This window comes from Pseudomonas sp. 1L-C-7-B-C1, assembly GCF_057291635.1.
The window spans coordinates 17,985-44,707 of the sequence record NZ_JBXAWH010000018.1 but is presented as its reverse complement, the minus strand read 5'-3'; the positions used below and the strand labels follow the sequence as shown (position 1 = coordinate 44,707).

Sequence of the window (26,723 nt, the reverse complement as noted above, 5' to 3'; positions counted from 1 at the left end):
TCCCGCTTATCGGCGGGACTACTTCACTCAGGTCCAGATCCGGGGACCCGCCTAACGGCGGGCATTTCGCCTTCGGCGAGTTACTTGGAAAAGCACCCCAAGTAACCAAGGGTGCCTGCTCCTGGTTTGGCCCTTCCTTCGTCAGGGTTCCTTCACTCCAGTCTTGCTCCGTGGGCACGCGCCGAACGGACATCCATGTCCTGACGGCGCTCTCGCCGCATCCATGCGGCTCGAGCCACTCCGCAAGACCTGCGTTCAGCCTGCACCAAAGTCGCGTTTGGCGGTGTCTGGACTTGCTTCGTAGGAAAGATCAAAAGCAAAGCAAGGCAGATCAAGAGCAGATCGAGGGCAGATCAGTCGCTACGGACTTGTGGGAGTGAGCTTGCTCACGAAGGGGCCGGTACATCCATCGGATATCTGGCGTGTTGGATAAAGCATTCGCGAGCAAGCTCGCTCCCACAGGGAGGAGGTGCCATCAGCAAAATGGATGGCGCCTGAGCCACCCCCTTCCCGACTGAAGCCGGTCCCACGAACGGCAGCGCATGCATCTCGCAGGACTCGCGGAAAACCTCGACTGTAGGACCGGCTTTAGCCGGGAAGCTTTTGATCTTGCACTTGATGTGCTTTTGCTCTTCAAACACAAGAGGCTCAGTCACCACCCATCGCGACTTGGGTGCAGGCTGAACGCAGGTTTTGCGTAGTGGGCCGAGCCGCATGGATGCGGCGAGAGCGCCGTCAGGACATGGATGTCCGTTCGGCGCAGGCCCACGGAGCGGGACCGGAGTGAAGGAACCCCGAGGAACGAGGGGCCCAACCAGGAGCACAAGCCCTTGGTTACTTGGGGCTTTATCAAGTAACTCGCCGAAGGCGAAACAGTCTGCCCCCAGGCAGACGCTCTTGATTTTGCTCTAGCCTAAGTCAACGCCATGATTTTTCAGAAATGCCACGAACGCCGCTTCGTCCAAAACCGTAAGCCCCAGCTCATTGGCCTTGGTCAACTTCGAGCCCGCCCCCGGCCCGGCCACCACCGTGTGGGTCTTCGCCGACACCGAACCGGACACCTTCGCGCCCAGCCCCTCCAGCTTCTCCTTCGCGACATCCCGGCTCATCAGCTCAAGCGACCCGGTCAGGACCCACGTCTGCCCGGCCAGCGGCAAACCCTCCACCACCTTCTTCTCGCTCTGCCAGTGCATGCCGAAATCCTTCAGCTGCTGCTCGATCGCCAAGGCCCGCTGCGCATGCTCCGGCACATCGAAAAACGCCCGCACCGCCTGCGCCTGCTTCTCCGGCAGCGTCTGCCGCATATCCAGCCAGTCCGCCTTGACGACCGCCTCAAGGGTGCCGAACTTGTCCGCCAGCTTCTGCGCCGCACCCGGCCCCACCGACGGAATATTCAACTTATCCAGCAGGCCGCCCAACGTCGCGCTCGCCGCAAACTCGGCACCCAGATCGCCCGTGTCCTGCAGCTGCATCTGGCATTCGCCGAGCAAGGCACCGATCACGTTCTGGTTGTGCTCGTCCTCGAAGAAACTGTGAATCTCGTGGGCCACTTCCAGACCCACGTCCGGCAGATACGTCAGCACCTCCGGCAGCGCCACAATCACCCGATCCAGCGAACCCAACGAGCGCGCCAACACCTTCGCCGTCTCCTCGCCCACGTCCGGAATGCCCAGCGCATAGATGAACCGCGCCAGCGTCGGCTGCTTGCTGTCGTCGATGGCCTTGAGCAGCTTCTTGCTGGAGATGTCGGCAAAACCCTCCAGATCAATGATTTGCTCGTACGTCAGCTTGTACAGATCGGCCGGCGAGCCAATGAGCTTCTCGTCCACCAGTTGCTCGATGGTTTTGTCGCCCAAGCCTTCGATGTCCATCGCGCGACGAGACACGTAATGGATGATCGCCTGTTTCAGCTGCGCGCCGCAGGCCAGACGGCCGACGCAGCGATACACCGCGCCTTCGCTGATGGTTTCCTTGCCCTTGCTGCGTTTGATCAGCTGCGTGCGCTCGACCAGCGAGCCGCACACCGGGCAGGTCTGCGGGATCTCGACGGCGCGGGCGTCTGTCGGGCGGCGCTCTTGCACCACTTGTACCACCTGAGGAATCACGTCACCGGCGCGGCGGATGATCACCGTGTCGCCGATCATCAGGCCCAGACGCGCCACTTCGTCCATGTTGTGCAGCGTCGCGTTGGCGACGGTGACACCGGCGACTTTCACCGGCTTCAAACGGGCCACCGGCGTGACGGCGCCGGTGCGGCCCACCTGGAATTCCACGTCCAGCAGCTCGGTGAGTTCTTCCATGGCCGGGAATTTGTGGGCGATCGCCCAGCGCGGCTCGCGGGCGCGGAAACCCAGCTCACGCTGGGCGGCGATGCTGTTCACCTTGAACACCACGCCGTCGATTTCGTACGGCAACGACAGACGTTTCTCGCCGATGTCGTGGTAGTACTTCAGGCAGTCTTCGATGCCGTGGGCGATCTTCATTTCGCGGCTGATTGGCATGCCCCACTCTTTCAACTGCTGCAGGTTGCCGGTGTGGGTCTCGGCGATGTCATGGGACACCTGACCGATGCCGTAGCAGCAGAATTCCAGCGGGCGATTGGCGGTGATTTTCGAATCCAGCTGACGCAGGCTGCCGGCCGCCGCGTTGCGCGGGTTGGCGAAGGTCTTGCCACCCACTTCAAGCTGGCTGGCGTTCAGACGCTCGAAGCCGGCCTTGGACATGAACACTTCGCCGCGCACTTCGAGGGTGTCCGGCCAGCCTTTGCCGTGCAGCTTCAGCGGGATATTACGCACGGTGCGCACGTTGACGCTGATGTCTTCGCCGGTGGTGCCATCGCCGCGGGTGGCGCCACGCACCAGGGCGCCGTTCTGATACAGCAGGCTGACCGCCAGGCCGTCGAGTTTCGGCTCGCAGCTGTATTCCACTTTCTTCGAAGCAGCCGGCAGGTCCAGGCCTTCGTTGACCCGACGATCGAACTCGAGCATGTCGGTTTCTTCGAAGGCGTTGCCCAGGCTGAGCATGGGGATTTCGTGGCGCACCTGGGTGAACGCCGACAGGGCCGCGCTGCCGACACGCTGGGTCGGCGAGTCCGGGGTCACCAGATGCGGGTTCTCCGCTTCCAGCGCCTTGAGCTCGTGGAACAGCCGATCGTATTCGACGTCCGGGATGCTCGGCTCGTCGAGGACGTGATAGCGGTAGTTGTGCTGATCCAGCTCAGCGCGCAGTTCAAGGATGCGGGTTTCGGCGGCTTTCATAGGTGTGTTCTCGAAATGCAAAAGAGCAGCCGAAGCTGCTCATTTGGTGATGCTTGAATCTGTGGGAGCGCCAGTCAACGACGCTGGGTCAGGGCGCGACGTTCGAACTCGACGATGCGCTGACGATAATGCTCGATGGTCTGCGCGGTCATGACGCTGCGCTGGTCATCTTTCAACTCACCGTTCAACTCATGGGCCAGCTTGCGAGCCGCTGCGACCATGACATCAAACGCCTGCTTCGGGTGACGCGGCCCTGGCAGACCCAGGAAGAAGCTCACGGCGCGGGTGCTGAAGTGGTCGATATCGTCCAGATCGAACACGCCCGGCTTGACTGCGTTGGCCATCGAGAACAGCACTTCGCCGTTGCCGGCCATGCTTTCGTGACGGTGGAAAATGTCCATTTCGCCGAAGCGCAGACCGCTTTCCAGAATGTTCTGCAACAGCGCCGGTCCCTTAAAGCCGCTTTCGTCACGGGAGATCACGCTGATCACCAGCACTTCCTCAACCGGTGGCAGATCCTTGTCTTCGGTGATGCGCTGGTTCGGCTTGTCGTCCGGGAAATCATCGTCCCGAGCGCTGAACAGGTCCGGGCCGTTGGCGCCGAGGTTCAGATCACCCTGGTGCGGCTCGTCCTTGCGCTTGCCGCGTCGCGGTTCACGTTCGGCGCGCTCGCGGGGCGCTGCACTCATCGTAGGCAGGTCATGCTCGTCGAGTTTCGGTTCTTTATGGGTGTCGAGAACGCGCGCAGGGCCCAACACTTCAGCGGACGTCGGTTCGTCGTCGTCCGGCAGGTTGGACAAGTTGCGGTCCAGCCTGAATTTCAATTTGCCCTTGCCACCGCGCATCCGGCGCCAGCCGTCAAACAGAATACCGGCGATGACAATAATGCCGATGACGATCAGCCACTCTCGCAGACCGATTTCCATGTAGTCCCGTGCCTCTAATGAAATTCTGAAAATTAAGGGCGCAAACCCCTTTAAAACGTGGAGCCAACTCTATGTTCTGAATGGCCTTTTACCCACGCGAAATGGAAAAGTGGACATTAAGCTAGCACGACCAAAGGCAACTTTACACCGTCTGTTACATCTGGCAGGTCACAAGCATCTGTTACGCTGCGGCGGTGGTTCCTGTACTGGACGCCCGTGCACCACTTTTCCCTGCAAATCTGCATGATCGCCACGCGATCAACTGCGCATCCTGCTACGACTCCACCAGCGCCATCGCCTCCTCTACGTCGACTGCCACCAGCCTTGAACAGCCTGGCTCGTGCATGGTGACGCCCATCAACTGGTCAGCCATTTCCATGGCGATCTTGTTGTGGGTGATGTAGATGAACTGCACGGTCTGCGACATCTCTTTGACCAACCGGGCGTAGCGCCCCACGTTGGCGTCGTCCAGCGGCGCATCGACTTCGTCGAGCATGCAGAACGGCGCCGGGTTGAGTTTGAAGATGGCGAAAACCAGCGCCAGCGCGGTCAAGGCTTTCTCACCCCCGGACAGCAAATGGATCGTGCTGTTTTTCTTGCCGGGAGGACGCGCCATGATCGTCACCCCTGTATCGAGTAAATCTTCGCCCGTCAGTTCCAAGTAAGCACTGCCACCACCGAAAACTTTTGGAAAAAGTGCCTGAATTCCGCTGTTTATCTGATCAAAGGTCTCTTTGAAACGGTTGCGCGTTTCCTTGTCGATCTTGCGGATCACGCTTTCCAGCGTGTCCAGCGCTTCGACCAGATCGGCGTCCTGGGCGTCCAGATAGCGTTTGCGTTCGGACTGCTGCTGATACTCGTCGATGGCGGCGAGGTTGATTGCGCCCAGACGCTGAATTCGCGCAGCGATGCGTTCCAGTTCTTCTTCGGCGGCCTTCTCGTTCGCCTCGGCGGTGAGCGTCGCCAATACGCCATCCAGGTCGTAGCCGTCTTCGTGCAGTTGCTCCTGAAGCGCCTTGCGTCTGACGGTCAGCGATTGCCATTCAAGGCGCTGCTGCTCCAGTTGCCCACGCAACAGCGCTGATTGCTGCTCGGCCTGGTTGCGGCGTTTCTCGGCCTCGCGCAGTTCGCGGTCGGCATCTTCCAGGGCGTTCTTGGCGGTGCGCATCTCTTCGTCGACCACCATGCGCTTTTCCAGCAGCTCTTCGAGCTTCATGCGCAGTTCTTCCAGCGGCGCGGCGCCCTCCTCCAGATTCAGGCTCAGTTGCTCGCGCTTCTCGGTCAGGCGCTCGGACTGCATCTCCAGACGTTCCAGGGCCTGGCGCGTGGAATCATGCTGCGCGCGCAGCGAACCCAGGCGCACGGCCAACTGGTTGGCGTGATCCTTATGCTGGCGGGCTTCCTGACGCACCCGGTCCAGACGCTCGCGCAGGCTGTCGCGCTGTGCCAGCAGCAACTCGCGCTGTTCAGTGTCCAGCGCCATGCTGTCGAGGGCGTCCTGCAACTGCAGGCGGGATTCGCCGAGGGTTTCCTGCTCCATGGCCCGCTGTTCGGCGAGCTCGGTCAATTCTTCGTCGAGCCGCGTGCGGCGCAGGGTCAGTTGCTCGACCTTGGCTTTGGCGGCCGACAACTGCGCTTTAAGCTCGCTCTGCTGACGGGCTTCGTCCTGCAAGCGGCGGCGCAATTGCTCGCGGTTGTCTTCCTGGATACGTTGCTGCTCGCGCTGGGTCGACAGCTGCTCGTCAAGCGCGGCCAGGGTCGCTTCGCGCTCTTCGCGCTCGCCTTCCAGACGCTGCAATTCCTGACCCCGCGCCAGCACGCCGCTTTCGGCCTCGCTTGCACGGCGCACACGGAGAAAATCCCGCCCGACCCAGTAGCCGTCGCGGCTGATCAAGCTCTCACCGGCGCCCAGTTGGCCGCGCAGCGCCAGCGCATCGTCCAGGGTTTCAACGGGTTTGACCTGGCCCAGCCAGTGGGTCAGATCGACCTGCGTGTCGACCTTGTCCAGCAAGCTGCCAGGGATCCGCGTGACGTCAGCGCCGGGACTTACCAGGCGCAAGTCGCCCTGACTGAATCCGACCAGATCGAGACCGGCGAAATCATCCACCAGCACCGCATTCAGGTCAGCGCCCAGCACGGTCTCCACGGCCATTTCCCAGCCCGCCTCGACCCGCAGCCCTTCGGCCAGACGCGGACGCTCGCTCAACTGATGATCACGCAGCCATTCGGCGGTGCCGGTGCCGGGATCGAGTGCTGCCTGTTGCAGCGCCTCCAGCGACGCAAGCCGGCCGTTCAAGCGTTGCAGATCGCCTTGGGCCTGCTGTTGCGCCTGGGTGGCCTGTTGCAGATCGACACGCAGTTGCTCAAGGCGCTCGATCAGGTGTTCTTCTTCGGCGGTCAGCTCTTCGAAAGCCATTTCCCGGGCGGCGAGGTCTTCGCTGAGTTCGAGAATTGCCGCGTCTTCAGGGTCCGCCGCGAGCAATTGACGCTCTTCGCCCAGACGCCGCTGACGCTCGGCCAGACGCTCCAGGCTGGTTTCCAGCTGTTGAATGCGCGACTGCTGCACTTCTGCCTGACGCCGGGGTTCGGCGGACGTGAGGTTGAAGGCGTCCCACTGTTCCTGCCAGGCGTGCATCGCGGTTTCGGCGTCTTCCAGCGCGGCGGCGGATTCTTCGGCGGCGGCGAGGGTGATCTCCTGCTCCGGCTCGAGCATTTCCAGCTCTTCGCCGAGGGTCGCCAGCAGCGTGCGGTCGTGGCCCAGGTGGGATTCGGTTTCCAGGCGCGCGCGCTCGGCTTCGCGCAAATCGTCTTGCAACTGCCGCAAACGTTGCTGACCGTGCTGAATGCTCTGCTCGACCCGGACGATGTCGCCGCCCACCGAATAGAAACGCCCCTGCACCAGATTGAATCGCTCGGACAGGTCGTGATGACCGTCCCGCAGGCGCTCGATGGCAGCGTCAGCGCTGCGCTGATCGGCGACCAGTGACTCGAAGCCGACTTCCTGATTGCCGATCACCGATTCACGCTGGGCCACTTGCTCGTTCAGCGCCTGCCAGCGCAACGCCGACAGTTGTGCCTTGAGCTGACGCTCTTCGGCTTTGTATTCCTGATACTTCTCGGCCGCCTGGGCCTGACGCTGCAGACGCTCCAGCTGACGACCCAGTTCTTCGCGCAAATCGGTCAGGCGCGCGAGGTTCTCGTGGGTGCGGCGAATGCGGTTTTCGGTGTCGCGGCGGCGCTCCTTGTACTTGGAGATGCCAGCGGCTTCTTCGATGAAATTGCGCAGGTCTTCGGGCTTGGCTTCGATCAGCTTGGAGATCATGCCCTGTTCGATGATCGAGTAGCTGCGCGGGCCCAGGCCGGTGCCGAGGAAGATGTCGGTGATGTCGCGGCGACGGCATTTGGTGCCGTTGAGGTAGTAGCTGTTCTGGCTGTCGCGGGTCACTTTGCGGCGAATGGAGATTTCCGCGTAGCTGGCGTATTCGCCCACCAGGGTGCCGTCGGAGTTATCGAAAACCAGCTCGATGCTCGCCTGGCTCACCGGTTTGCGGCTGGTGGAGCCGTTGAAGATCACGTCGGTCATCGACTCGCCGCGCAGGTTCTTGGCCGAGCTTTCGCCCATGACCCAGCGCACCGCGTCGATGATGTTGGATTTGCCGCATCCATTGGGGCCGACCACGGCCGCCATGTTGCTGGGGAAGTTCACCGTCGTCGGGTCGACGAACGATTTGAACCCCGCCAGCCTGATGCACTTGAGGCGCATGAATCAGCTGGCCGCCAGGGCAGACAACACCGATTGGCAGCTGCGCTCGGCGTAGCAGGTCAGTACGTCGCGGATCCGCACCAGATCCCGCGCCACCACCGCTTCGAGCAACTGGCCGAAGAGGGTCAGGTACTCGCTCATTTCCGCCTGGCGTTGATCCAGGGCAAGGAAGTAGAAGCGGCTCATGGACGGCTGCAGGTTCTCGACGGTCTCTTCCAGGTACGGGTTGTTGGCGAACGGATAGGCCGCGCGCATCACGTTGAAACTCTCTTCGACGAAGCCTTTGACGTCCTGGCGTTCGCAACTGGCGATGAGCCGCTGCTGAATCTGCTGGAACGCCGCCAGGTCAACCGGCTCTTTCCAGCTGCGCGCCACGGCCAGACCGAGGAGGATGTACATCTCGCTCATGAGGGCGCAGAGGCTGGTGATGTTGTGCGGGGTCAGGACCGAGACCTGCGCGCCACGACGGGGCAGGATCACGATCAGATGGCGGCGCTCGAGGATCAACAAGGCCTCGCGCACCGAGCCTCGGCTCACGTTCAGCGCGGCCGTGACCTTCTGCTCCTGAATCCGCTCCCCTGGCTTGAGCTCGCCGCGGATGATGCGCTCGGCCAGGTGGTGAGCGATCTGCTCGGCGAGGCTGTCAGGTGCCTTGAACGTCATTTCTTACCTTCAACTTCTTTGGTCGCAAACAAGCGGCGGAGTGTATCGCACTGCAGGTCTGTGGCGCAGGGCCATACTGTGGAAACTGGCACGAATTAAGCAGAAACACGGACATGTTCTGCTCACGAGCACTCAGTCTTTAGACGTTATCGTCTTGTGGGTTATCGGCCATTTCTCGAAATAATGAATTTCTTGACCTTTGAGTCAGAAACTAATTGACCCGATAGTCAGAGCTGATAGATTCATCGACATGTTCGATGACCCATCCGCCGGCAGCTGTGACCAGTGCTTTTAATGACAAGAACGAGGCGCGACCCGTGATCCAGTTTCTCCTGAACCAAGAGCTGAAAACCGAACAGGCTCTGGACCCCAATGTGACGGTGCTCAACTATCTGCGCGAGCACCTGCACAAATCCGGCACTAAAGAAGGCTGCGCCAGCGGCGATTGCGGCGCGTGCACCGTGGTTGTCGGCGAGCTGACCACCGACGCGGCGGGCCGTGAGCAGTTGAGCTATCGCAGCCTCAATTCGTGCCTGACCTTCGTGGCCTCGCTGCACGGCAAGCAGCTAATCAGCGTCGAAGACCTCAAGCATCAGGGCCGCTTGCACAGCGTTCAGCAGGCGATGGTCGACTGCCACGGTTCCCAATGCGGCTTCTGCACGCCGGGCTTTGTCATGTCGCTGTTCGCGCTGCAAAAGAACAGCGCCGAATCCGCCTCCTCTGAAACAAAACATGCTCAGGCCCACGAAGCCCTGGCCGGCAATCTGTGCCGCTGCACCGGTTATCGCCCGATCCTCGCGGCGGCCGAGCAAAGCTGCAGTCAGCCGTCGTCGGACCAGTTCGATGCCCTGAAGGCGCAGACCATCGCCCGCCTCAAGGCCATCGCGCCAACGCAAACCGGCGAGCTGAACAGCGGCGACAAGCGCTGCCTGGTGCCGCTGACCGTGGCGGATCTGGCCGAACTCTACGAGGCCAATCCCCAGGCCCGGCTCTTGGCCGGCGGCACCGACCTGGCCCTTGAAGTGACGCAATTCCATCGCCCGCTGCCGGTGATGATCTACGTCGGCAACGTCGCGGCGATGAAGAAAGTCGAGCACTTCGAAGACCGCATCGAGATCGGCGCGGCAACGGCCCTCACTGATTGCTACGAAGCCTTGAGCCGCGAGTACCCGGATTTCGGTGAATTGCTGCACCGTTTTGCATCGCTGCAGATCCGCAATCAGGGCACCCTCGGCGGCAACATCGGCAACGCCTCGCCGATTGGCGACTCCCCGCCCCTGCTGATCGCACTGGGCGCGAAGATCGTGCTGCGCAAAGGGGAGCAGACCCGCACCCTGGCGCTGGAGGATTACTTCATCGATTACCGGGTGACGGTGCGTCAGGAAAGCGAGTTCATCGAGCGCATCATCGTGCCCCGCGCCAATGCCCGGCAGACGTTTCGCGCGTACAAGGTTTCAAAGCGGCTGGACGACGACATCTCGGCGGTCTGCGCGGCGTTCCGCGTACACGTCGAAAACGGCGCCATCGTCGACGCCCGCGCGGCCTTTGGCGGCATGGCGGCAATCCCCAAACGCGCGGCCCATTGCGAGCAGGCACTGATCGGCCAGCCGTGGACGTCGGCCACCATCGAGCGCGCCTGCGCTGCGCTGGCCGAGGATTTCACGCCGCTGACGGACTTCCGCGCGAGCAAGGAATACCGCCTGCTCAGCGCGCAGAACCTGCTGCGCAAATACTTCATTGAAGTGCAAACGCCTCACATCCAGACGCGGGTGACAGCTTATGTCTAATCATCATTCAGCCAGGTCCCAGGAAGAAATGGTCGCCCTGTTTCAACAGGACCTGACCACCGGCGTGGGCCGCAGCGTCAAGCACGACAGCGCCGACAAGCACGTCTCCGGCGAAGCGATCTACATCGACGACCGTCTCGAATTCCCCAATCAGCTGCACGTGTATGCGCGGCTGTCCGACCGGGCCCACGCGCGCATCGTCCGCGTCGACGTGTCGCCCTGCTACGCCTTCGACGGCGTGCGCATCGCCATCACCCACGGAGACATTCCGGGCCTCAAGGACATCGGCCCGCTGCTGCCCGGCGATCCGTTGCTGGCCGTCGACACGGTCGAGTTCGTCGGTCAGCCGGTGATTGCCGTGGCCGCCCGGGATCTGGAAACCGCACGCAAGGCGGCGATGGCCGCGATCATCGAATACGAAGACCTGGAGCCCGTGCTCGACGTGGTTCAGGCGTACCGCAACAAGCACTTCGTGCTCGACAGCCACACCCACCAGCGCGGTGATTCGGCGGCGGCGCTGGCCTCCGCTCCCCACCGGGTTCAGGGCACGCTGCACATCGGCGGTCAGGAACACTTCTACCTGGAGACGCAGATTTCGTCGGTCATGCCCACGGAAGACGGCGGCATGATCGTTTACTGCTCGACGCAGAACCCCACCGAAGTGCAGAAGCTCGTGGCCGAAGTGCTGGATGTGTCGATGAACAAGATCGTCGTCGACATGCGCCGCATGGGCGGCGGCTTTGGCGGCAAGGAAACCCAGGCCGCGAGCCCCGCGTGCCTGTGTGCGGTGGTGGCGCGCCTGACCGGCCAGCCGACCAAAATGCGCCTGCCGCGCATGGAAGACATGATCATGACCGGCAAGCGCCACCCGTTTTACGTCGAGTACGACGTGGGCTTTGACAACGACGGGCGCCTGCACGGCATTCAGCTGGAGCTGGCCGGCAACTGCGGCTACTCGCCAGACCTGTCAGCGTCCATCGTCGACCGGGCGATGTTTCATGCCGACAATTCTTATTACCTGGGCGACGCCACGATCAACGGCCATCGCTGCAAGACCAACACCGCGTCGAACACGGCCTACCGCGGCTTCGGCGGCCCTCAAGGGATGGTCGCCATTGAAGAAGTGATGGACGTCATCGCCCGGCATCTGGGCAAGGACCCGCTGGCAGTGCGCAAGGCCAACTACTACGGCAAGACCGAGCGCAACGTCACCCATTACTACCAGACGGTCGAGCACAACATGCTCGAAGAAATGACCGCCGAGCTTGAGGAAAGCAGTGACTACGCGGAGCGGCGCAAGGCGATCAAGGCTTACAACGCCAACAGCCCGATTCTGAAGAAAGGCCTGGCCCTGGTTCCGGTGAAATTCGGCATTTCCTTCACCGCCAGCTTCCTCAATCAGGCCGGCGCGCTGATCCACATCTACACCGACGGCAGCATCCACCTCAATCACGGCGGCACCGAGATGGGCCAGGGCCTGAACGTCAAGGTGGCGCAGGTGGTGGCCGAGGTGTTCCAGGTCGACATCGACCGCGTGCAGATCACCGCGACCAACACCGACAAGGTGCCGAACACGTCGCCAACCGCAGCCTCAAGCGGCGCCGACCTGAACGGCAAGGCGGCGCAGAACGCTGCAGAAATCCTCAAGCAGCGGCTGGTGGAATTTGCGGCCAAGCATTACCAGTGCGATGAGTCGCGGGTTGAGTTTCGCAACGGCCATGTGCGCGTCGGCGAGCAGGTCATCAGCTTCGATACCCTCGCGCAGCAGGCGTGGATGGGCCAGGTGTCGCTGTCGAGCACCGGCTATTACAAGACACCCAAGATCTTCTACGACCGCAGCCAGGCGCGGGGTCGGCCGTTCTATTACTTTGCCTTCGGCGCGGCCTGCACCGAAGTGCTGGTCGACACCCTGACCGGCGAATACAAAATGCTGCGCACGGATATTCTTCATGACGTCGGCGCCTCCCTGAATCCGGCCATCGACATCGGTCAGGTCGAGGGCGGCTACATCCAAGGCATGGGCTGGCTGACGACCGAGGAACTGGTGTGGAACGACAAGGGCAAGCTGATGACCAACGGACCGGCCGGCTACAAGATTCCGGCCGTGGCCGACATGCCGGCGGACCTGCGCGTGAAGCTGGTGGAAAACCGCAAGAACCCGGAAGACACGGTGTTTCATTCCAAAGCCGTGGGCGAGCCGCCGTTCATGCTGGGCATCGCCGCGTGGTGCGCGATCAAGGATGCGGTGGCAAGTCTGGGCGATTACAAGCATCAGCCGAAAATCGACGCGCCGGCGACCCCGGAGCGGGTGTTGTGGGGGTGTGAGCAGATGCGGGCGTTGCGTCGCGATGCGGAGTTAGCTGCCGAGAACGCTGCCGAGATCGTTTCAGAACCTGCTCCGGGGCTCCGCGTGGGAATGCAGCCCGAGACGCTTCGCGTCGATTAAGCAGTGGCGGCCTGTGCTGACGCTTTCGCGAGCAAGCTCACTCTTACAGTGCAAATGCGATCCGTGTAGGAGTGAGCTTGCTCGCGATGAGGCCAGCACGGGCAATGACGATGTTTGATCTGCCAACCCGCCGATCAGGAGAAATCACATGAATAACTGGATCAGCGCCCTCGCCGACTTGCAGCAGCAGGGCGAGGCCTGCGTGCTGGTGACGATCATCGAGGAGCGTGGCTCGACGCCGCGCAATGCCGGCTCGAAAATGGTCGTCAGCGCCGGGCGAATCTTCGACACCATCGGCGGCGGGCATCTGGAATACAAGGCCATGGAAATCGCCCGGGAGATGCTCGCCAGCGGCAGCCAGCAAACCCGTCTCGAGCGCTTCAGCCTCGGCGCCAGCCTGGGTCAGTGCTGCGGCGGCGTGAATGTGTTGCTGTTCGAACCCATGGGCCAGCCCCAGGCGCATATCGCCGTTTTCGGCGCCGGCCACGTCGGTCGGGCGCTGGTGCCGTTGCTCGCCAGCCTGCCCTGCCGCGTGCGCTGGATCGATTCCCGCGAGGCCGAATTTCCTGCGCAGTTGCCGGAAGGCGTGACGCAGATCCTCAGCGAGGACGTCATCGAAGAAGTCGACAACCTCCCCGCTGGAAGCTATTGCATCGTCATGACCCACAACCATCAGCTGGATCTGGAGCTTACCGAGGCGATTCTCAAGCGCGGCGATTTCAGCTATTTCGGCCTGATCGGCTCGAAAACCAAACGCGTGAAATTCGAGCATCGCCTGCGGGATCGCGGCTTCGACGCCGCTGCAGTGCAGCGCATGCGTTGTCCCATGGGACTGACCGAAGTCAAAGGCAAACTGCCCATGGAAATCGCCGTGTCCATCGCCGGCGAAGTGATCGCCACCTACAACGCTCATTTCGGCGAGCAAAGCACCATCGCCGAACCTGTCGCCAAGCTGCTGCCGGTGTCCCGCCGCAGCCAGGCCCAATGAATCCCGGAAGAACGATCAACTGACATGACCCCTGATATCAGCACCACCCAAAAAGCCTACCGCGCCGCCATCATTCACAGCATCGCCGACCCTGCCGACGTGGCGGTGGAAGCGTCGTACGAGTATTTCGAAGACGGCCTGATGGTGGTCGAAAACGGCAAGATCATTGCCCTCGGCAATGCCGAAGACCTGATCGGCACGCTCGCCGCCGACGTCGAAATCGTCAGCTATCAGGACGCGCTGATCACCGCCGGTTTCATCGACACTCACATCCATTTGCCGCAGACCGGCATGGTCGGTTCCTACGGTGAGCAGTTGCTCGACTGGCTGAATACCTACGTGTTTCCCTGCGAGAGACAGTTCGAAGACCCCGAGCATTCGGCCCAGGTGGCTGACATCTTTCTCAAGGAATTGCTGCGCAACGGCACCACCACTGCGCTGGTGTTCGGCAGCCGGCACAAGGAGTCGGTGGAGGCGCTGTTCAGTGCCGCCGAGAAACTCAATCTGCGCCTGATCGCCGGCAAGGTGATGATGGACCGCAACGCCCCGGATTATCTGGTGGACACCGCCGAATCCAGCTACGTCGACAGCAAGGCGCTGATCGAGCGCTGGCACGGCAAGGGCCGCCTGCATTACGCCGTCACCCCACGCTTCGCCCCGACCAGTACACCTGAACAATTGACCCTCGCCGGGCAGTTGCTGACTGAATACCCCGACCTGTACATGCAGACCCACATCAGTGAAAACCTGAAGGAGGTCGAGTGGGTCAAGGCGCTGTTCCCGGAGCGCAAGAATTATCTGGACGTGTACGACCATTTCAACCTGCTCGGCGAGCGTTCGGTGTTTGCCCACGGCGTGCACCTGTGCGACCAGGAGTGTGAGCGCCTGGCAGAAACCGGGTCAGCCATCGCCTTCTGCCCGACGTCCAACTTCTTTCTCGGCAGTGGGCTGTTCAACTTGCCGATGGCCGAAAAACACAAGGTCAATGTCGGCCTGGGCACCGATGTCGGCGCCGGGACGAGCTTCTCGCTGCTGCACACGCTGAACGAGGCGTACAAGGTGATGCAGCTTCAAGGCGCCAAACTGAGCCCGTTTAAATCGCTGTATCTCGCGACGCTGGGCGGCGCACGGGCGCTGCGGCTGGAAGACAAGATCGGCAATCTGCAGCCGGGTAGCGAAGCGGACTTTGTGGTGCTGGATTCCAACGCCACCCCGTTGCTCTCCTACCGCATGAGTCAGGCGACGAGCATTGAAGAGCAGCTGTTTGTGTTGATGACCTTGGGCGATGACCGGGCCGTGAGCGAAACGTATTCGGCGGGGGCGTTGGTGCATAGGCGTTGAGGCAGTGCCGCAAACGGTAGAAGCGCTAGCCCGCGAATGCAGTGTGCCAGCCGACAGTAATGTCACTGGCCCGCCGCTTCGCGACCGTCGTAACCGCAGATTGCTCCTACAAGAGATTTGCGTTCAGCGCTGATCTTGGGTACGGCTAAGCAGTTGTAGGAGTGAGCTTGCTCGCGAAGGCGTTTTGTCAGTCAGCCTGGATGTGGCAGACCCACCGCATTCGTGAGCAAGGTGGAGCGCCACCCCCGTCACTGCCACATTTAGACCGCCGTGCTGCGCCCTGCTTTTTTCTTCGGCAGCATCAGGTGCGAGAACACGGCGTGGAGGTCGTCGGAGGCGCTGTCTTCGTCGAGGTTGAGCTTGCTGTCGATGTGATCCATGTGATGCATCATCAGGTTCACCGCCAGGGTCGCGTCGCGGGCTTCGATGGCGTCGATCAGTTGGGTGTGTTCATCGTACGAGCAGTGCGAGCGGTTGCCGCTTTCGTACTGGGCGATGATCAGCGAGGTCTGCGAGACCAGGCTGCGCTGGAAGCTGATCAGCGGGGCGTTTTTCGCCGCTTCCGCCAGCTTCAGATGGAATTCCCCCGACAGACGAATACCCGCCCCGCGATCCCCTTTCGAAAAACTGTCGCGCTCGTCGCTGACCATCTGGCGCAACTCGCTGAGCTGTTCCGCCGTGGCGTGCTCGACCGCCAGTTCGGTGATTGCCTTCTCCACCAGACGCCGGGCGAAGAACACCTGTCGTGCCTCTTCGACGCTCGGGCTGGCCACCACCGCGCCGCGATTCGGACGCAGCAGCACCACGCCTTCGTGGGCCAGACGCGACAATGCGCGACGAATGATGGTGCGGCTGACGCCGAAGATTTCACCGAGGGCTTCTTCGCTCAGCTTGGTGCCGGGCGCCAGACGCTGTTCGAGGATCGCCTCGAAAATGTGGGCGTAGACGATGTCGTCCTGGGTGCCGCTACGGCCGGACTTGGCCGTGCGTGAGTGTTTCTTGAGGGGTTGCAACTGATCGTTCATGGGCACTCGTGGTAACAGAATCCGGCGCGGGGCCTTGCCGTGATCAGGGCGGGTACGACCACTGTTGGCGCAACCAATAGCAGATATCCCGGCAAAGTCACAGTAAAAGTAATGGCGCATTGTACACAGCCGGCAAAGTCTGCACAGGCCCCGAAATGACGGGGCGTTATGCACACAATCCGCCAAATATTCTGTACAGGATCGAAAACATTATTTGCATTATTTGTATACAAAAGCATAATCCGTTCGTGCACGTTTCTGACCTTTCAGTCAACAAATCTGCCTGACAGGTCCATACCCCTCCCGGAGCCCGCAACCGGCTCAGTCATAACAACAAAAACGTCCCGAGGATTTCACTGTGGAAAGTCGCAAAACCGAAGCCACGCCGCTGGATCTCACGCTGCCGCGCAAAGGCCTGCTTGAACGCCTGTTCAAGCTCAGCCTGCACGGCACGACCGTCCGAACCGAGCTGCTGGCAGGGCTCACGACCTTCATCACCATGGCCTACATCATCTTCGTCAACCCCAACATCATGGCCGACGCCGGCATTGATCATGGCGCGGCGTTCGTCGCGACCTGCATCGCCGCCGCGCTGGGTTGTCTGTTGATGGGGCTGTACGCCAACTGGCCGGTGGGCCTGGCGCCGGGGATGGGCCTGAACGCGTTCTTTACCTACACCGTCGTCGGGACCATGGGCTACAGCTGGGAAACGGCATTGGGCGCGGTGTTCGTCTCGGGCGTCATCTTCATGGTCCTGACCCTGTCGCGGATACGCGAATGGCTGCTCAACAGCATCCCGGTCAGCCTGCGTTACGCCATGGGCGCGGGGGTCGGTCTGTTTCTCGGGCTGATCGGCCTGAAGACCGCCGGCATCGTCGTCGACAGCCCGGCGACGCTGATCAAACTGGGTTCGTTGCGCGAGCCCGGTCCGCTGCTCGCCGCCATCTGCTTTCTGATGATTGCCGTGCTCAGTTATCACCGGGTGTTCGGCGCGATCCTCATCAGCATCATCGCGGTGACGCTGGCCGGCTGGGGCCTAGGGCTGGTGCATTACAACGGTATCTTCTCCATGCCGCCGAGCCTGGCGCCAACCTGGATGGCCATGGACCTGGCGGGCGTGTTCAACGTCAGCATGATCAGCGTGGTGCTGGCGTTTCTGTTCGTGCACATGTTCGACACCGCCGGCACGCTCATGGGTGTGGCACAGCGCGCCGGTTTGGTGCGCGAAGACGGCCGCATCGAGAACCTCTCGCGGGCCTTGAAGGCGGACAGCGCGTCCAGCGTGTTCGGTGCGATGGTCGGTGTGCCGCCGGTCACCAGCTACGTGGAAAGCGCCTCGGGCGTGGCGGCCGGGGGTCGGACTGGTCTGACCGCCGTGACCGTGGGCGTGCTGTTCGTGGCGGCGATGTTCTTCGCCCCGCTGGCTGGCATGATTCCCGCTTACGCGACCGCAGGTGCATTGATTTACGTGGCGATGCTGATGATGGGCGGCATGGCGCACATCGATTGGGACGAAGCCACCGACAGCATTCCGGCGATCGTCACGGCGATCATGATGCCGCTGACGTTTTCGGTGGCGGACGGGATTGCGCTGGGGTTCATCACCTACGTGGTGCTGAAAGCCGGCACCGGCCGCCATCGGGAAATCTCCATCAGCCTGTGGGTGCTGTGCGCAATCTTCATCGCCAAGTTCGTGTTTTTGTAACGCTTTCCGGCTGCCGCACTGCTGATGGATGGTAGTCGTAACCGCTCATGACCTGAAGCGCCGCGCAGCCCGCGGCGTTTGCGCTTTCGAATAAACAAGGAGAACACCCCATGACACTCGAGACCTGGCTGCTGTTCAGCGGCGCGGCGTTGGTGGTCATTCTGATTCCGGGGCCGCTGTCACTGCTGATGATCGGCAACAGCCTCAATTACGGCCTGCTGCGCTCCTACCCCGCCTTCCTCGGCGGCGTCTGCGCATCGATCTGCCTGCTCAGCGCTTCGGCCCTGGGACTGGGCGCCTTGCTGCTGGCGTCCGAGCAGTTGTTCAGCGCCTTGAAAATCGTCGGCGGCCTGTACCTGTTTTACCTCGCCTGGCAGAGCTGGAAACAGTCGCGCCGGCCCGCCACCGCCGCCGAAGTGCCCGAGGCGTCCAGCAAACCGGCGTTTGGCTCACTGTTCTGGCGCGCCTTCGTGCTGGGCGGCAGCAACCCGAAAGACATCCTGTTTTTCGCCGCCTTTCTGCCGCAGTTTCTCAAGGCTGATGAGCCGTTCTTCGGCCAGTTGATCACCATGATCATCACCTGGACCGTCCTCGACCTGAGCTGCAAATTGTTCTACGGGCTCAGCGCCCAGGGCGCGGCCCGCTATCTGCGTACGGGCAAGGGCCAGACCTGGTTCAACCGCATCAGCGCCGGCCTGTTCGGCACTGCGGGCACCGTCGCCCTGATCAGCCGCTGACGTCTTAAAAGCCAAAAACTCGGGGCAGAAACCAAAGGCAAAAAAAGCCCGCAGTGTGGGCGGGCAAGAGGAACAGGGGGAGCCGCAAACGGCAGCGATCTAGCTGCCGCGATAGGTCGAATAGCTGTATGGCGAAATCAGCAGTGGCACGTGGTAATGGTCTTGCCCGGCATCGATGCCGAAGCGCAGCACCACTTCATCGAGAAACGCCTGCGTGCCGGACTGCACGCCTTTGCCGCGAAAGTACTCGCCGGCCTGAAACTGCAATTGATAGACGCCAGACTGGTAGTCATCGCCCTGCAACAGCGGCGCGTCGCAGCGACCGTCGCTGTTGGTCAGCGCCTCTGCGACTTTCTCCAGCCGGTCGCCCTCGACCCGATAAAGTGCGACGCGGATTGAGCTGCCGGGGCAGCCATATGCAGCGTCCAGCACGTGAGTGGTGAGTCGTCCCATGGCGTGTCATTGCCTCATTCAGTGAGAGATTAAGAGAGGGCCTGCACCCGAAAAGGGCATCAGCGATAAGACATGAGCAGGATTAAGACAGTTCGAGCGCAGATTGTACACAATTAAAATCACCTAAATTTTCACTGATCGCCCGCCGCGGCCCCGTGCCCCGGATAGCGACACAAGCCAGATGAATACGCGATAACAAACGGCATATCTGACCACTCAGGCAGGTTTCTTGCACAGTGATCCCATGAGGCCCAGAGCGGCGGGAAGTGAAAAAACAGGGTTACAAGTTGTAAAAAAAGTTGTATACAATCTCACCATCGCAATGACCGTCGCGGCACCTTGATGCATCGCCCTGACGACCACCGCCACAGAACACAGGCTAGATAAGGAAGATTGCAGTGAGCGCCGACTACCCACGCGACCTGATCGGTTACGGCAGTAACCCGCCCCATCCCCGCTGGCCAGGCAATGCCCGTATCGCGCTATCGTTCGTGCTCAATTTCGAGGAAGGCGGCGAGCGCAACATTCTGCATGGCGACAAGGAGTCCGAAGCGTTCCTCTCCGAAATGGTCGCCGCGCAACCGCTGCAGGGCCAGCGCAACATGAGCATGGAATCGCTCTATGAATACGGCAGCCGCGCCGGCGTGTGGCGCGTGCTCAAGCTGTTCAAGCAATTCGATATCCCGCTCACCATTTTCGCGGTGGCCATGGCCGCCCAGCGTCATCCGGACGTGATCCGCGCCATGGTCGACGCCGGCCATGAGATCTGCAGCCACGGCTATCGCTGGATCGACTACCAGAACATGGACGAGGCCCAGGAGCGCGAGCACATGCTCGAAGCGATCCGCATCCTCACCGAACTCACCGGCGAGCGTCCACTGGGCTGGTACACCGGGCGCACCGGCCCCAACACCCGGCGACTGGTGATGGAGGAAGGCGGTTTTCTCTACGACTGCGACACCTATGACGACGACCTGCCCTATTGGGAGCCGAACACTCCCGCCGGCAAGCCGCATCTGGTGATCCCCTACACTCTGGACACCAACGACATGCGTTTCACCCAGGTGCAGGGTTTCAACAAGGGCGATGACTTTTTCGATTACCTGAAAGACGCCTTCGACGTGCTCTACGCTGAAGGCGCCGAGGCGCCGAAGATGCTGTCGATCGGCCTGCACTGCCGGTTGATCGGCCGCCCTGCCCGACTGGCGTCGCTGCAGCGTTTTCTTCAGTACGTCAAAGGTCACGAGCAGGTCTGGTTCGCCCGTCGCGTCGAGATCGCGCGGCACTGGCACCAGGTTCATCCCTTCAACGGAGCTGCCGAATGAGCCGTTTTCAGATCCTGACGCCCTCTTCCCTCAGCCGCGACGAATTCGTCCAGGCGTTCGCCGACATCTACGAACACTCGCCCTGGGTTGCCAAACAGGCGTACGACCGGGGCCAGCTGCACGAGCTCGATGACATCGAGACGCTGCACGCACGCATGAGCGACATCCTGTTGAGTGCCGATCACGCCGCGCAACTGGCGCTGATCAACGCTCACCCGGACCTTGCCGGCAAAGCCGCCGTGCAAGGCCAACTGACCGAAGCCAGTACCTCTGAACAGGCTGGCGCCGGTATCCACCAATGCACGGCCGAAGAGTTTCAGCGCTTCACCGAGCTGAACGACGCCTATAAAGCGACGTTCGCGTTCCCCTTCATCATGGCGGTAAAAGGCAGCAACCGGCATCAGATCCTCGCGGCTTTCGAGACGCGCATTCACAACACGGCCGACGCCGAGTTTGCCTGCGCCCTCGCCGAGATCAACAAGATCGCGATGTTCCGCCTGCAAGCCCTCTGACCGACCGTTCCCACGCCCCCCCTATCTAAGGCAGACAAAAAGAATGAAAGCTTACGCCGCACCCTTCGAGAAGTTCGTCAACCTGGCCGATGCGCGTCTGGGGACGAAGATCCTTTCCGTCACCGATGACTGGTTCGCCGACGCCAACCGCCTGTTCCAGCCGACCCCTGCGGTCTGGAAAGAAGGCGTGTTCGACGACAACGGCAAGTGGATGGACGGCTGGGAGTCGCGCCGCAAGCGCTTCGAAGGTTACGACAGTGCAGTGATCCGTCTGGGCGTCGCCGGTTCGATCAAGGGCGTGAACATCGACACCTCGTTCTTCACCGGCAACTACCCGCCCTCGGCCTCGCTAGAAGCGTGCTTCCTGGCCTCGGGCGAGCCGGACGAGCACACCGAATGGACCGAAGTGCTGCCCGCCGTCGAGCTCAAGGGTGACAGCCACCACTACCACGAGATCGCTGACGCCAAGGCCTACAGTCATTTGCGTTTCAACATCTACCCGGACGGCGGCGTGGCCCGTCTGCGGGTGTACGGCGTGCCTCATCGGGACTGGTCGGCGGTGGGTGACAACGAGCAGATCGATCTGGCCGCTGCGCTGAATGGTGGTCGTGCGCTGGCCTGCTCCGACGAGCATTTCGGGCGCATGAGCAATATCCTCAACCCCGGCCGTGGCGTGAACATGGGCGACGGCTGGGAAACCGCCCGTCGCCGCACCCCTGGCAATGACTGGGTGATCGTGGCGCTGGGACATGCGGGCGAGGTTGAGCAGATTGTCGTCGACACCCTGCACTTCAAGGGCAACTACCCGGACAGCTGCTCGATTCAGGCCGCTTTCGTCAAAGGCGGTACCGACAGCCAGATCGAGACCCAGAGCCTGTTCTGGCGCGAACTGCTGCCGAGCCAGAAGCTGGAAATGCACGCCGAACACACCTTTGTCGAGCAGATCAAGGCGCTGGGGCCGATTACCCATATCCGCCTGAACGTGTTCCCGGATGGCGGTGTGAGCCGGTTGCGGGTGTTGGGCAAGGTTGCGAAATAACGCCTGACGAGCGCGGCTGAGCGGTTAACTGTGGGAGCGAGCTTGCTCGCGAATGCGGTGGGATGATCGCCGGAGATGGGGTGAATTCACTGGCCTCTTCGCGAGCAAGCTCGGCTCCCACAGAGTTCACGTCTACGCCAGATGCACCTCAATTTACGAATTTCGAGAAAGAAGACCCCGCATGCGCACACTGATCATCGAGCCGTTGACCAAGGCAGCCTTCGCCCCGTTCGGCGATGTCATCGAAACCGATGGCAGCGATCATTTCATGATCAACAACGGCTCGACCATGCGCTTTCACCGTCTGGCCGAGGTTGAAACGGCCACGCCGGACGACAAGGCGATCATCAGCATTTTCCGTGCCGAGGCGCTGGACATGCCGTTGACCATCAGCATGCTGGAGCGCCACCCGCTGGGCAGCCAGGCTTTCATTCCGCTGCTCGGCCATCCTTTTCTGGTCGTGGTCGCGCCACTTGGCGATGCACCTGAACCCGAGTTGACCCGCGCCTTCATCACCAATGGCAGGCAGGGTGTTAATTACCATCGCGGCGTCTGGCACCACCCGGTGCTGACGATCGAAAAGCGGGATGACTTCCTGGTGGTTGATCGCAGTGGCAGTGGCAATAACTGCGATGAGCATTTCTTCGAAGAGAGTCAGAAGATGGTTCTCGATCCCCAACTATAAGAAGGGCCCGACCACCCGCTAAGCGGTGGAAGGCAAAGGGTAAAGACTGTGGCTGCACATCTGATGGAATGGATGAATCTGGGCGTGCGCTGGATTCACATGATCGTCGGGATCGCCTGGATTGGCGCGTCCTTTTATTTCGTCTGGCTGGAGAACAACCTCAACCGCGCCAACCCCCGTGACGGGCTGTCGGGCGACCTCTGGGCGATTCACGGCGGCGGTATCTATCACCTGGAAAAGTACAAACTGGCCCCACCTACCATGCCGGACGACCTGCACTGGTTCAAATGGGAAGCCTACTGGACGTGGATGTCGGGCGTCGCGCTGCTGTGCATCGTGTTCTATTCCAACCCCACCCTTTACCTGCTGGCACCCGGCAGCACGCTGAGCGGCGGCGCCGGCATCGCCATCGGCGTCGGTTCATTGATCGCCAGCTGGACGATCTACGACATCCTCTGCGATTCGCCCTTGGGCAAGCGCCCCGCCCTGTTGGGCCTCGTACTGTTCGTGCTGGTGATCGCGGCCTGCTTCGGCTTCAGCCAGGTGTTCAGCGGGCGGGCGGCTTACCTGCACACCGGCGCAATCATTGGCACCATCATGGTCGGCAACGTGCTGCGCATCATCATGCCGGCCCAGCGCGCGCTGGTTGCCGCCATCGCCGAGAACCGCACGCCGGACCCGTCGCTGCCTGCCAAAGGCCTGCTGCGTTCACGGCACAACAACTACTTCACCCTGCCGGTGCTGTTCATCATGATCAGCAACCACTTCCCGAGCACCTACGGCAGTCAGTACAACTGGCTGATCCTGGCCGGGATCGCAGTGTGTGCGGTGCTGGTGCGTCACTTCTTCAACACCCGTCACAACAGCCACAAATACGCCTGGGCCTTGCCGGTCGGGGCACTGGGAATGATTTGCCTGGCCTACGTCACCGGCCCGGCGCAAATGACCCGTGGCCCGGACGTGGCGGAGAAAATTCAGTACCAGCCGCTGCCGGGTACGGCCATCGGTGGCCATCGCGCCGACGAGGCGAAGCCTGAGGTCGCACCAGCGCCAGCCCCTGCCGCCGCCCCGGCACCTGCCGCAGAGGCCGCAGCCCAACCGGCGCAAGCCAGCAGCGGCGGTGTTGATTTCGAGAAGGTCCACAGCGTGATTCAGGAACGCTGCACCGTCTGCCACTCTGCCAAACCCACCAGCCCGCTGTTCAGCAGCGCGCCGGCCGGGATCATGTTCGACACGCCGCAACAGATCCAGCAACTGGCCCCGCGCATTCAGGCCCAGGCCGTGACCGCGCAGATCATGCCGCTGGGCAACATCACCCAGATGACCCAACAGGAACGCGACCTGCTGGGGCAATGGATCGATAAAGGGGCGCAGGCGAACTAAGCAGCTGCAAGCGGCAAGCGGCAAGCCACAAGCTAGAAGCAGTAAGCGGTCGGCTTTAGCTTGCAGCTTGCAGCTTGCAGCTAACCGCTCCACCCGCTTCAACCCCAAAATAAGAACAAATGAGGTGTTGCATGTCCGAGTCAACTCACGCGCGCATCCCTGCCGCGCCGCCACGACAGCCCCTGCCACTGCTGCAACTGATCCTGGTGGGCCTGCAACACGTTCTGTTGATGTACGGCGGTGCCGTTGCGGTGCCGCTGATCATCGGCCAGGCCGCCGGGCTTTCCCGGGAAGAAATCGCCTTTCTGATCAACGCCGACCTGCTGGTCGCCGGCATCGCCACAGTGGTGCAATCCCTGGGCATCGGTCCGCTGGGGATTCGCATGCCGATCATGATGGGCGCCAGCTTCGCCGCCGTCGGCAGCATGGTGGCGATGGCCGGAATGAGCGGCGTCGGCCTGCCGGGGATCTTCGGCGCGACCATCGCAGCAGGCTTCTTCGGCATGCTGATCGCCCCGTTCATGTCGAAAATCGTGCGCTTCTTCCCGCCGCTGGTGACCGGCACGGTGATCACCTCGATTGGCCTGTCGCTGTTTCCGGTGGCGGTCAACTGGGCGGGCGGCGGCAGCAAGGCGGTGAGCTTCGGCGACCCGGTCTACCTCGGCGTCGCCGCGCTGGTGTTGCTGACGATTTTGCTGATCAACCGCTTCATGCGCGGCTTCTGGGTGAACATCTCGGTGCTGATCGGTATGGGCCTGGGCTACATCCTCTCCGGCTTCATCGGCATGGTCGACCTCAGTGGACTGGGTCAGGCCGAATGGCTGAAGGTGGTCACGCCCCTGCACTTCGGCCTGCCGCAATTCAGTCTCGCGCCGATCCTGTCGATGTGCCTGGTGGTGGTGATTATTTTCGTCGAATCCACAGGAATGTTCCTCGCCCTGGGCAAGATCACCGACCGCGACGTCACGCCCGGCATGCTGCGTCGGGGCCTGCTCTGCGACGCGGCAGCCTCGTTTCTTGCGGGCTTTCTCAACACCTTCACCCACTCCTCGTTTGCGCAGAACATCGGCTTGGTGCAGATGACCGGCGTGCGCTGCCGCTCGGTGACCATCGTCGCGGGCGGGTTTCTCATCCTCCTCAGCCTGCTGCCGAAAGCGGCTTATCTGGTGGCCTCGATTCCGCCCGCCGTACTGGGCGGCGCGGCCATCGCCATGTTCGGGATGGTCGCCGCCACCGGGATCAAGATCCTCCAGGAGGCGGACATCGCCGATCGGCGTAATCAGCTGCTGGTGGCGGTGAGCATCGGCATGGGCCTGATCCCGGTGGTAAGGCCGGAATTCTTCAGCCAGTTGCCACAGTGGATGGGGCCGATCACCCACAGCGGCATCGCCATGGCGACATTGAGCGCCGTGCTGCTGAACCTGCTGTTCAACGTGCTGGGCGGTGCCGAGCGTGCAGCGATGGCCGGGCCGCTGCATTCACACTGAGGGGTTGCCCTGTTTTCGACGGGAGTGCTCTGTGACAGAGCACTTGAGCACGGCTGCGCGAGCCAGTATCCTCCGCCGCCGCTCGAATTCAGCCCAATAACAACACTGCAACTAACCTGACTGACCGGACAACTCTCCGATCAGCCCGTGCATCTTCCAAACGGCATCGAAAAAACGACCAATCGACTGTTCTTTAAACAGCCGGCAGGACTTTTTTGTCTTTTTTCAAGGTGTTGGCTCAGCTCTTGCTAACCACTCAAAGCTGACCAAACAGACAACTTAGTTAATTAAACCCAAGGCGCCATAACAGAGCGTCCGTTCGAAAAAAACCACGACGTCAATCCAAGGGAGTCTTACATGAACCGCACGCTTTCCAGCCTGATGGCCGCCAGTAGCCTGCTGGCGGCCGCGCCTGCCATGTCGGGTGATCTGCTGCAGTGGCAGAGCAACAGCCTGACTTACCTTTACGGCAAGAACTTCGCCGTGAACCCTGAGAACCAGCAGACGTTCACCTACGAACATGCCGATGGCTGGAAATACGGCGATAACTTCGTGTTCCTCGATTACATCAGCTACAACGGTGAAAAAGACGGCAGCCTGGGCAACGCATCGACGTACGGGGAGATCTCCCCTCGCCTGTCCCTGGGCAAGATCTTCGATCAGAAGTTTCAGCTGGGGCCGATCACTGACGTGTTGTTGGCGACGACGTACGAGTTTGGCGAAGGGGATGTCGAGTCATATCTGATCGGCCCGGGTTTTGACTTGAAGGTGCCTGGCTTTGACTACTTCCAGCTCAACTTCTACAAGCGTTACACCGACGGCCACCGCGCAGGCTATGGCGCCTGGCAGATTACGCCGGTCTGGTCCTACACGATTCCGGTGGGCAAGTCCGACATTCTCATCGACGGTTTCATGGACTGGGTCGTGGACAATAAACAGTCCAACAGCAAAGGCGATTACCACTCCAACCTGCACTTCAACCCGCAGATCAAATACGACCTGGGCAAGGCGCTTAATCTTCCGGACCGGCAGTTGTATGTGGGCGTCGAATACGACTACTGGAGCAACAAGTACGGCATCAACGACACGCGCTCTTTCGATACCGACCAGAACACCGCGAGTTTGCTGGTGAAAGTGTTCTTCTAAGTAAAGATTGATCTGAGGCCGACTACTGGCTGACCGGGAAGATCGTTATCAACCG

The 26,723-nt window shown here is 61.5% G+C and carries 19 protein-coding genes; 13 read left to right on the top strand and 6 right to left on the bottom strand.

The genetic code is table 11. The features are described from left to right. Positions 1-908 precede the first annotated feature (908 nt). The 4 genes from ligA to AC0Z8Z_RS23835 form a co-directional block, all read right to left on the bottom strand. Positions 909-3,257 (bottom strand): NAD-dependent DNA ligase LigA, encoded by a 2,349-nt coding sequence (gene ligA / locus AC0Z8Z_RS23850; protein ID WP_485620756.1) that lies wholly within the window; start codon positions 3,255-3,257, stop codon positions 909-911. Positions 3,258-3,331: 74 nt separating this feature from the next. Continuing rightward, the gene (gene zipA / locus AC0Z8Z_RS23845; RefSeq protein WP_122537306.1) at positions 3,332-4,183 is read right to left on the bottom strand and encodes a cell division protein ZipA; all 852 of its coding nucleotides are present in this window, start codon (positions 4,181-4,183) and stop codon (positions 3,332-3,334) included. 274 nt (positions 4,184-4,457) lie between these two features. Continuing rightward, positions 4,458-7,946, bottom strand: a complete 3,489-nt coding sequence (gene smc / locus AC0Z8Z_RS23840; RefSeq protein ID WP_485620755.1) for a chromosome segregation protein SMC — start codon at positions 7,944-7,946, stop codon at positions 4,458-4,460. Between the two features lie 3 nt (positions 7,947-7,949). Next, positions 7,950-8,609 carry a GntR family transcriptional regulator gene (locus AC0Z8Z_RS23835; RefSeq protein WP_122537308.1) on the bottom strand — a complete coding sequence of 220 codons (660 nt, stop codon included), beginning with the start codon at positions 8,607-8,609 and terminating at the stop codon, positions 7,950-7,952. Between the two features lie 317 nt (positions 8,610-8,926). On the opposite strand from AC0Z8Z_RS23835, the gene xdhA reads away from it, so the two are divergent. The 4 genes from xdhA to guaD all read left to right on the top strand — a co-directional run bounded on the left by xdhA (position 8,927) and on the right by guaD (position 15,171). Further along, entirely contained in the window at positions 8,927-10,396 is a 1,470-nt protein-coding gene (xdhA, locus tag AC0Z8Z_RS23830) for a xanthine dehydrogenase small subunit (protein ID WP_485620754.1), read from the top strand. Further along, positions 10,389-12,842 (top strand): xanthine dehydrogenase molybdopterin binding subunit, encoded by a 2,454-nt coding sequence (xdhB, locus tag AC0Z8Z_RS23825; protein ID WP_485620753.1) that lies wholly within the window; start codon positions 10,389-10,391, stop codon positions 12,840-12,842. Before xdhA ends, xdhB begins: the two co-directional genes overlap by 8 nt. A gap of 148 nt (positions 12,843-12,990) precedes the next feature. After that, complete coding sequence (gene xdhC, locus AC0Z8Z_RS23820; RefSeq protein WP_485620752.1) at positions 12,991-13,830, top strand: xanthine dehydrogenase accessory protein XdhC; 840 nt, start codon at positions 12,991-12,993, stop codon at positions 13,828-13,830. A 24-nt stretch (positions 13,831-13,854) separates the two neighbouring features. After that, positions 13,855-15,171 carry a guanine deaminase gene (gene guaD, locus AC0Z8Z_RS23815; RefSeq protein ID WP_485620751.1) on the top strand — a complete coding sequence of 439 codons (1,317 nt, stop codon included), beginning with the start codon at positions 13,855-13,857 and terminating at the stop codon, positions 15,169-15,171. Positions 15,172-15,431: 260 nt separating this feature from the next. On the opposite strand, the gene AC0Z8Z_RS23810 is transcribed toward guaD, so the two are convergent. Further along, entirely contained in the window at positions 15,432-16,196 is a 765-nt protein-coding gene (locus AC0Z8Z_RS23810; RefSeq protein WP_192174191.1) for a GntR family transcriptional regulator, read from the bottom strand. Between the two features lie 358 nt (positions 16,197-16,554). Between AC0Z8Z_RS23810 and AC0Z8Z_RS23805 the strand changes: the two genes are divergently transcribed. After that, a complete protein-coding gene (locus tag AC0Z8Z_RS23805) occupies positions 16,555-17,901 on the top strand; it encodes an NCS2 family permease (RefSeq protein WP_485620750.1) in 1,347 nt (448 codons plus the stop codon). A 110-nt stretch (positions 17,902-18,011) separates the two neighbouring features. Beyond that, the gene (locus tag AC0Z8Z_RS23800; RefSeq protein WP_122622641.1) at positions 18,012-18,638 is read left to right on the top strand and encodes a LysE family translocator; all 627 of its coding nucleotides are present in this window, start codon (positions 18,012-18,014) and stop codon (positions 18,636-18,638) included. Positions 18,639-18,737: 99 nt separating this feature from the next. Here AC0Z8Z_RS23800 and uraH read toward each other — a convergent pair whose 3' ends face one another. Beyond that, positions 18,738-19,091 carry a hydroxyisourate hydrolase gene (gene uraH, locus AC0Z8Z_RS23795; RefSeq protein WP_485620749.1) on the bottom strand — a complete coding sequence of 118 codons (354 nt, stop codon included), beginning with the start codon at positions 19,089-19,091 and terminating at the stop codon, positions 18,738-18,740. 398 nt (positions 19,092-19,489) lie between these two features. On the opposite strand from uraH, the gene puuE reads away from it, so the two are divergent. The 7 genes from puuE (at position 19,490) to AC0Z8Z_RS23760 (ending at position 26,668) form a co-directional block, all read left to right on the top strand. Then, positions 19,490-20,416 carry an allantoinase PuuE gene (puuE, locus tag AC0Z8Z_RS23790; protein WP_485620748.1) on the top strand — a complete coding sequence of 309 codons (927 nt, stop codon included), beginning with the start codon at positions 19,490-19,492 and terminating at the stop codon, positions 20,414-20,416. Then, entirely contained in the window at positions 20,413-20,928 is a 516-nt protein-coding gene (gene uraD, locus AC0Z8Z_RS23785) for a 2-oxo-4-hydroxy-4-carboxy-5-ureidoimidazoline decarboxylase (RefSeq protein WP_485620747.1), read from the top strand. The genes puuE and uraD overlap by 4 nt, the downstream gene beginning before the upstream one ends. Before the next feature lie 43 nt (positions 20,929-20,971). After that, complete coding sequence (gene alc / locus AC0Z8Z_RS23780; protein ID WP_485620746.1) at positions 20,972-21,967, top strand: allantoicase; 996 nt, start codon at positions 20,972-20,974, stop codon at positions 21,965-21,967. Between the two features lie 181 nt (positions 21,968-22,148). Further along, positions 22,149-22,652, top strand: coding sequence for an ureidoglycolate lyase (locus tag AC0Z8Z_RS23775; RefSeq protein WP_074889347.1), 504 nt, complete (start codon positions 22,149-22,151; stop codon positions 22,650-22,652). 48 nt (positions 22,653-22,700) lie between these two features. After that, positions 22,701-24,035, top strand: coding sequence for a urate hydroxylase PuuD (locus AC0Z8Z_RS23770; RefSeq protein WP_485620745.1), 1,335 nt, complete (start codon positions 22,701-22,703; stop codon positions 24,033-24,035). A 131-nt stretch (positions 24,036-24,166) separates the two neighbouring features. Next, complete coding sequence (locus tag AC0Z8Z_RS23765; RefSeq protein WP_485620744.1) at positions 24,167-25,522, top strand: nucleobase:cation symporter-2 family protein; 1,356 nt, start codon at positions 24,167-24,169, stop codon at positions 25,520-25,522. A gap of 357 nt (positions 25,523-25,879) precedes the next feature. Further along, positions 25,880-26,668, top strand: coding sequence for an outer membrane protein OmpK (locus AC0Z8Z_RS23760; protein WP_485620743.1), 789 nt, complete (start codon positions 25,880-25,882; stop codon positions 26,666-26,668). Positions 26,669-26,723 lie beyond the last annotated feature (55 nt).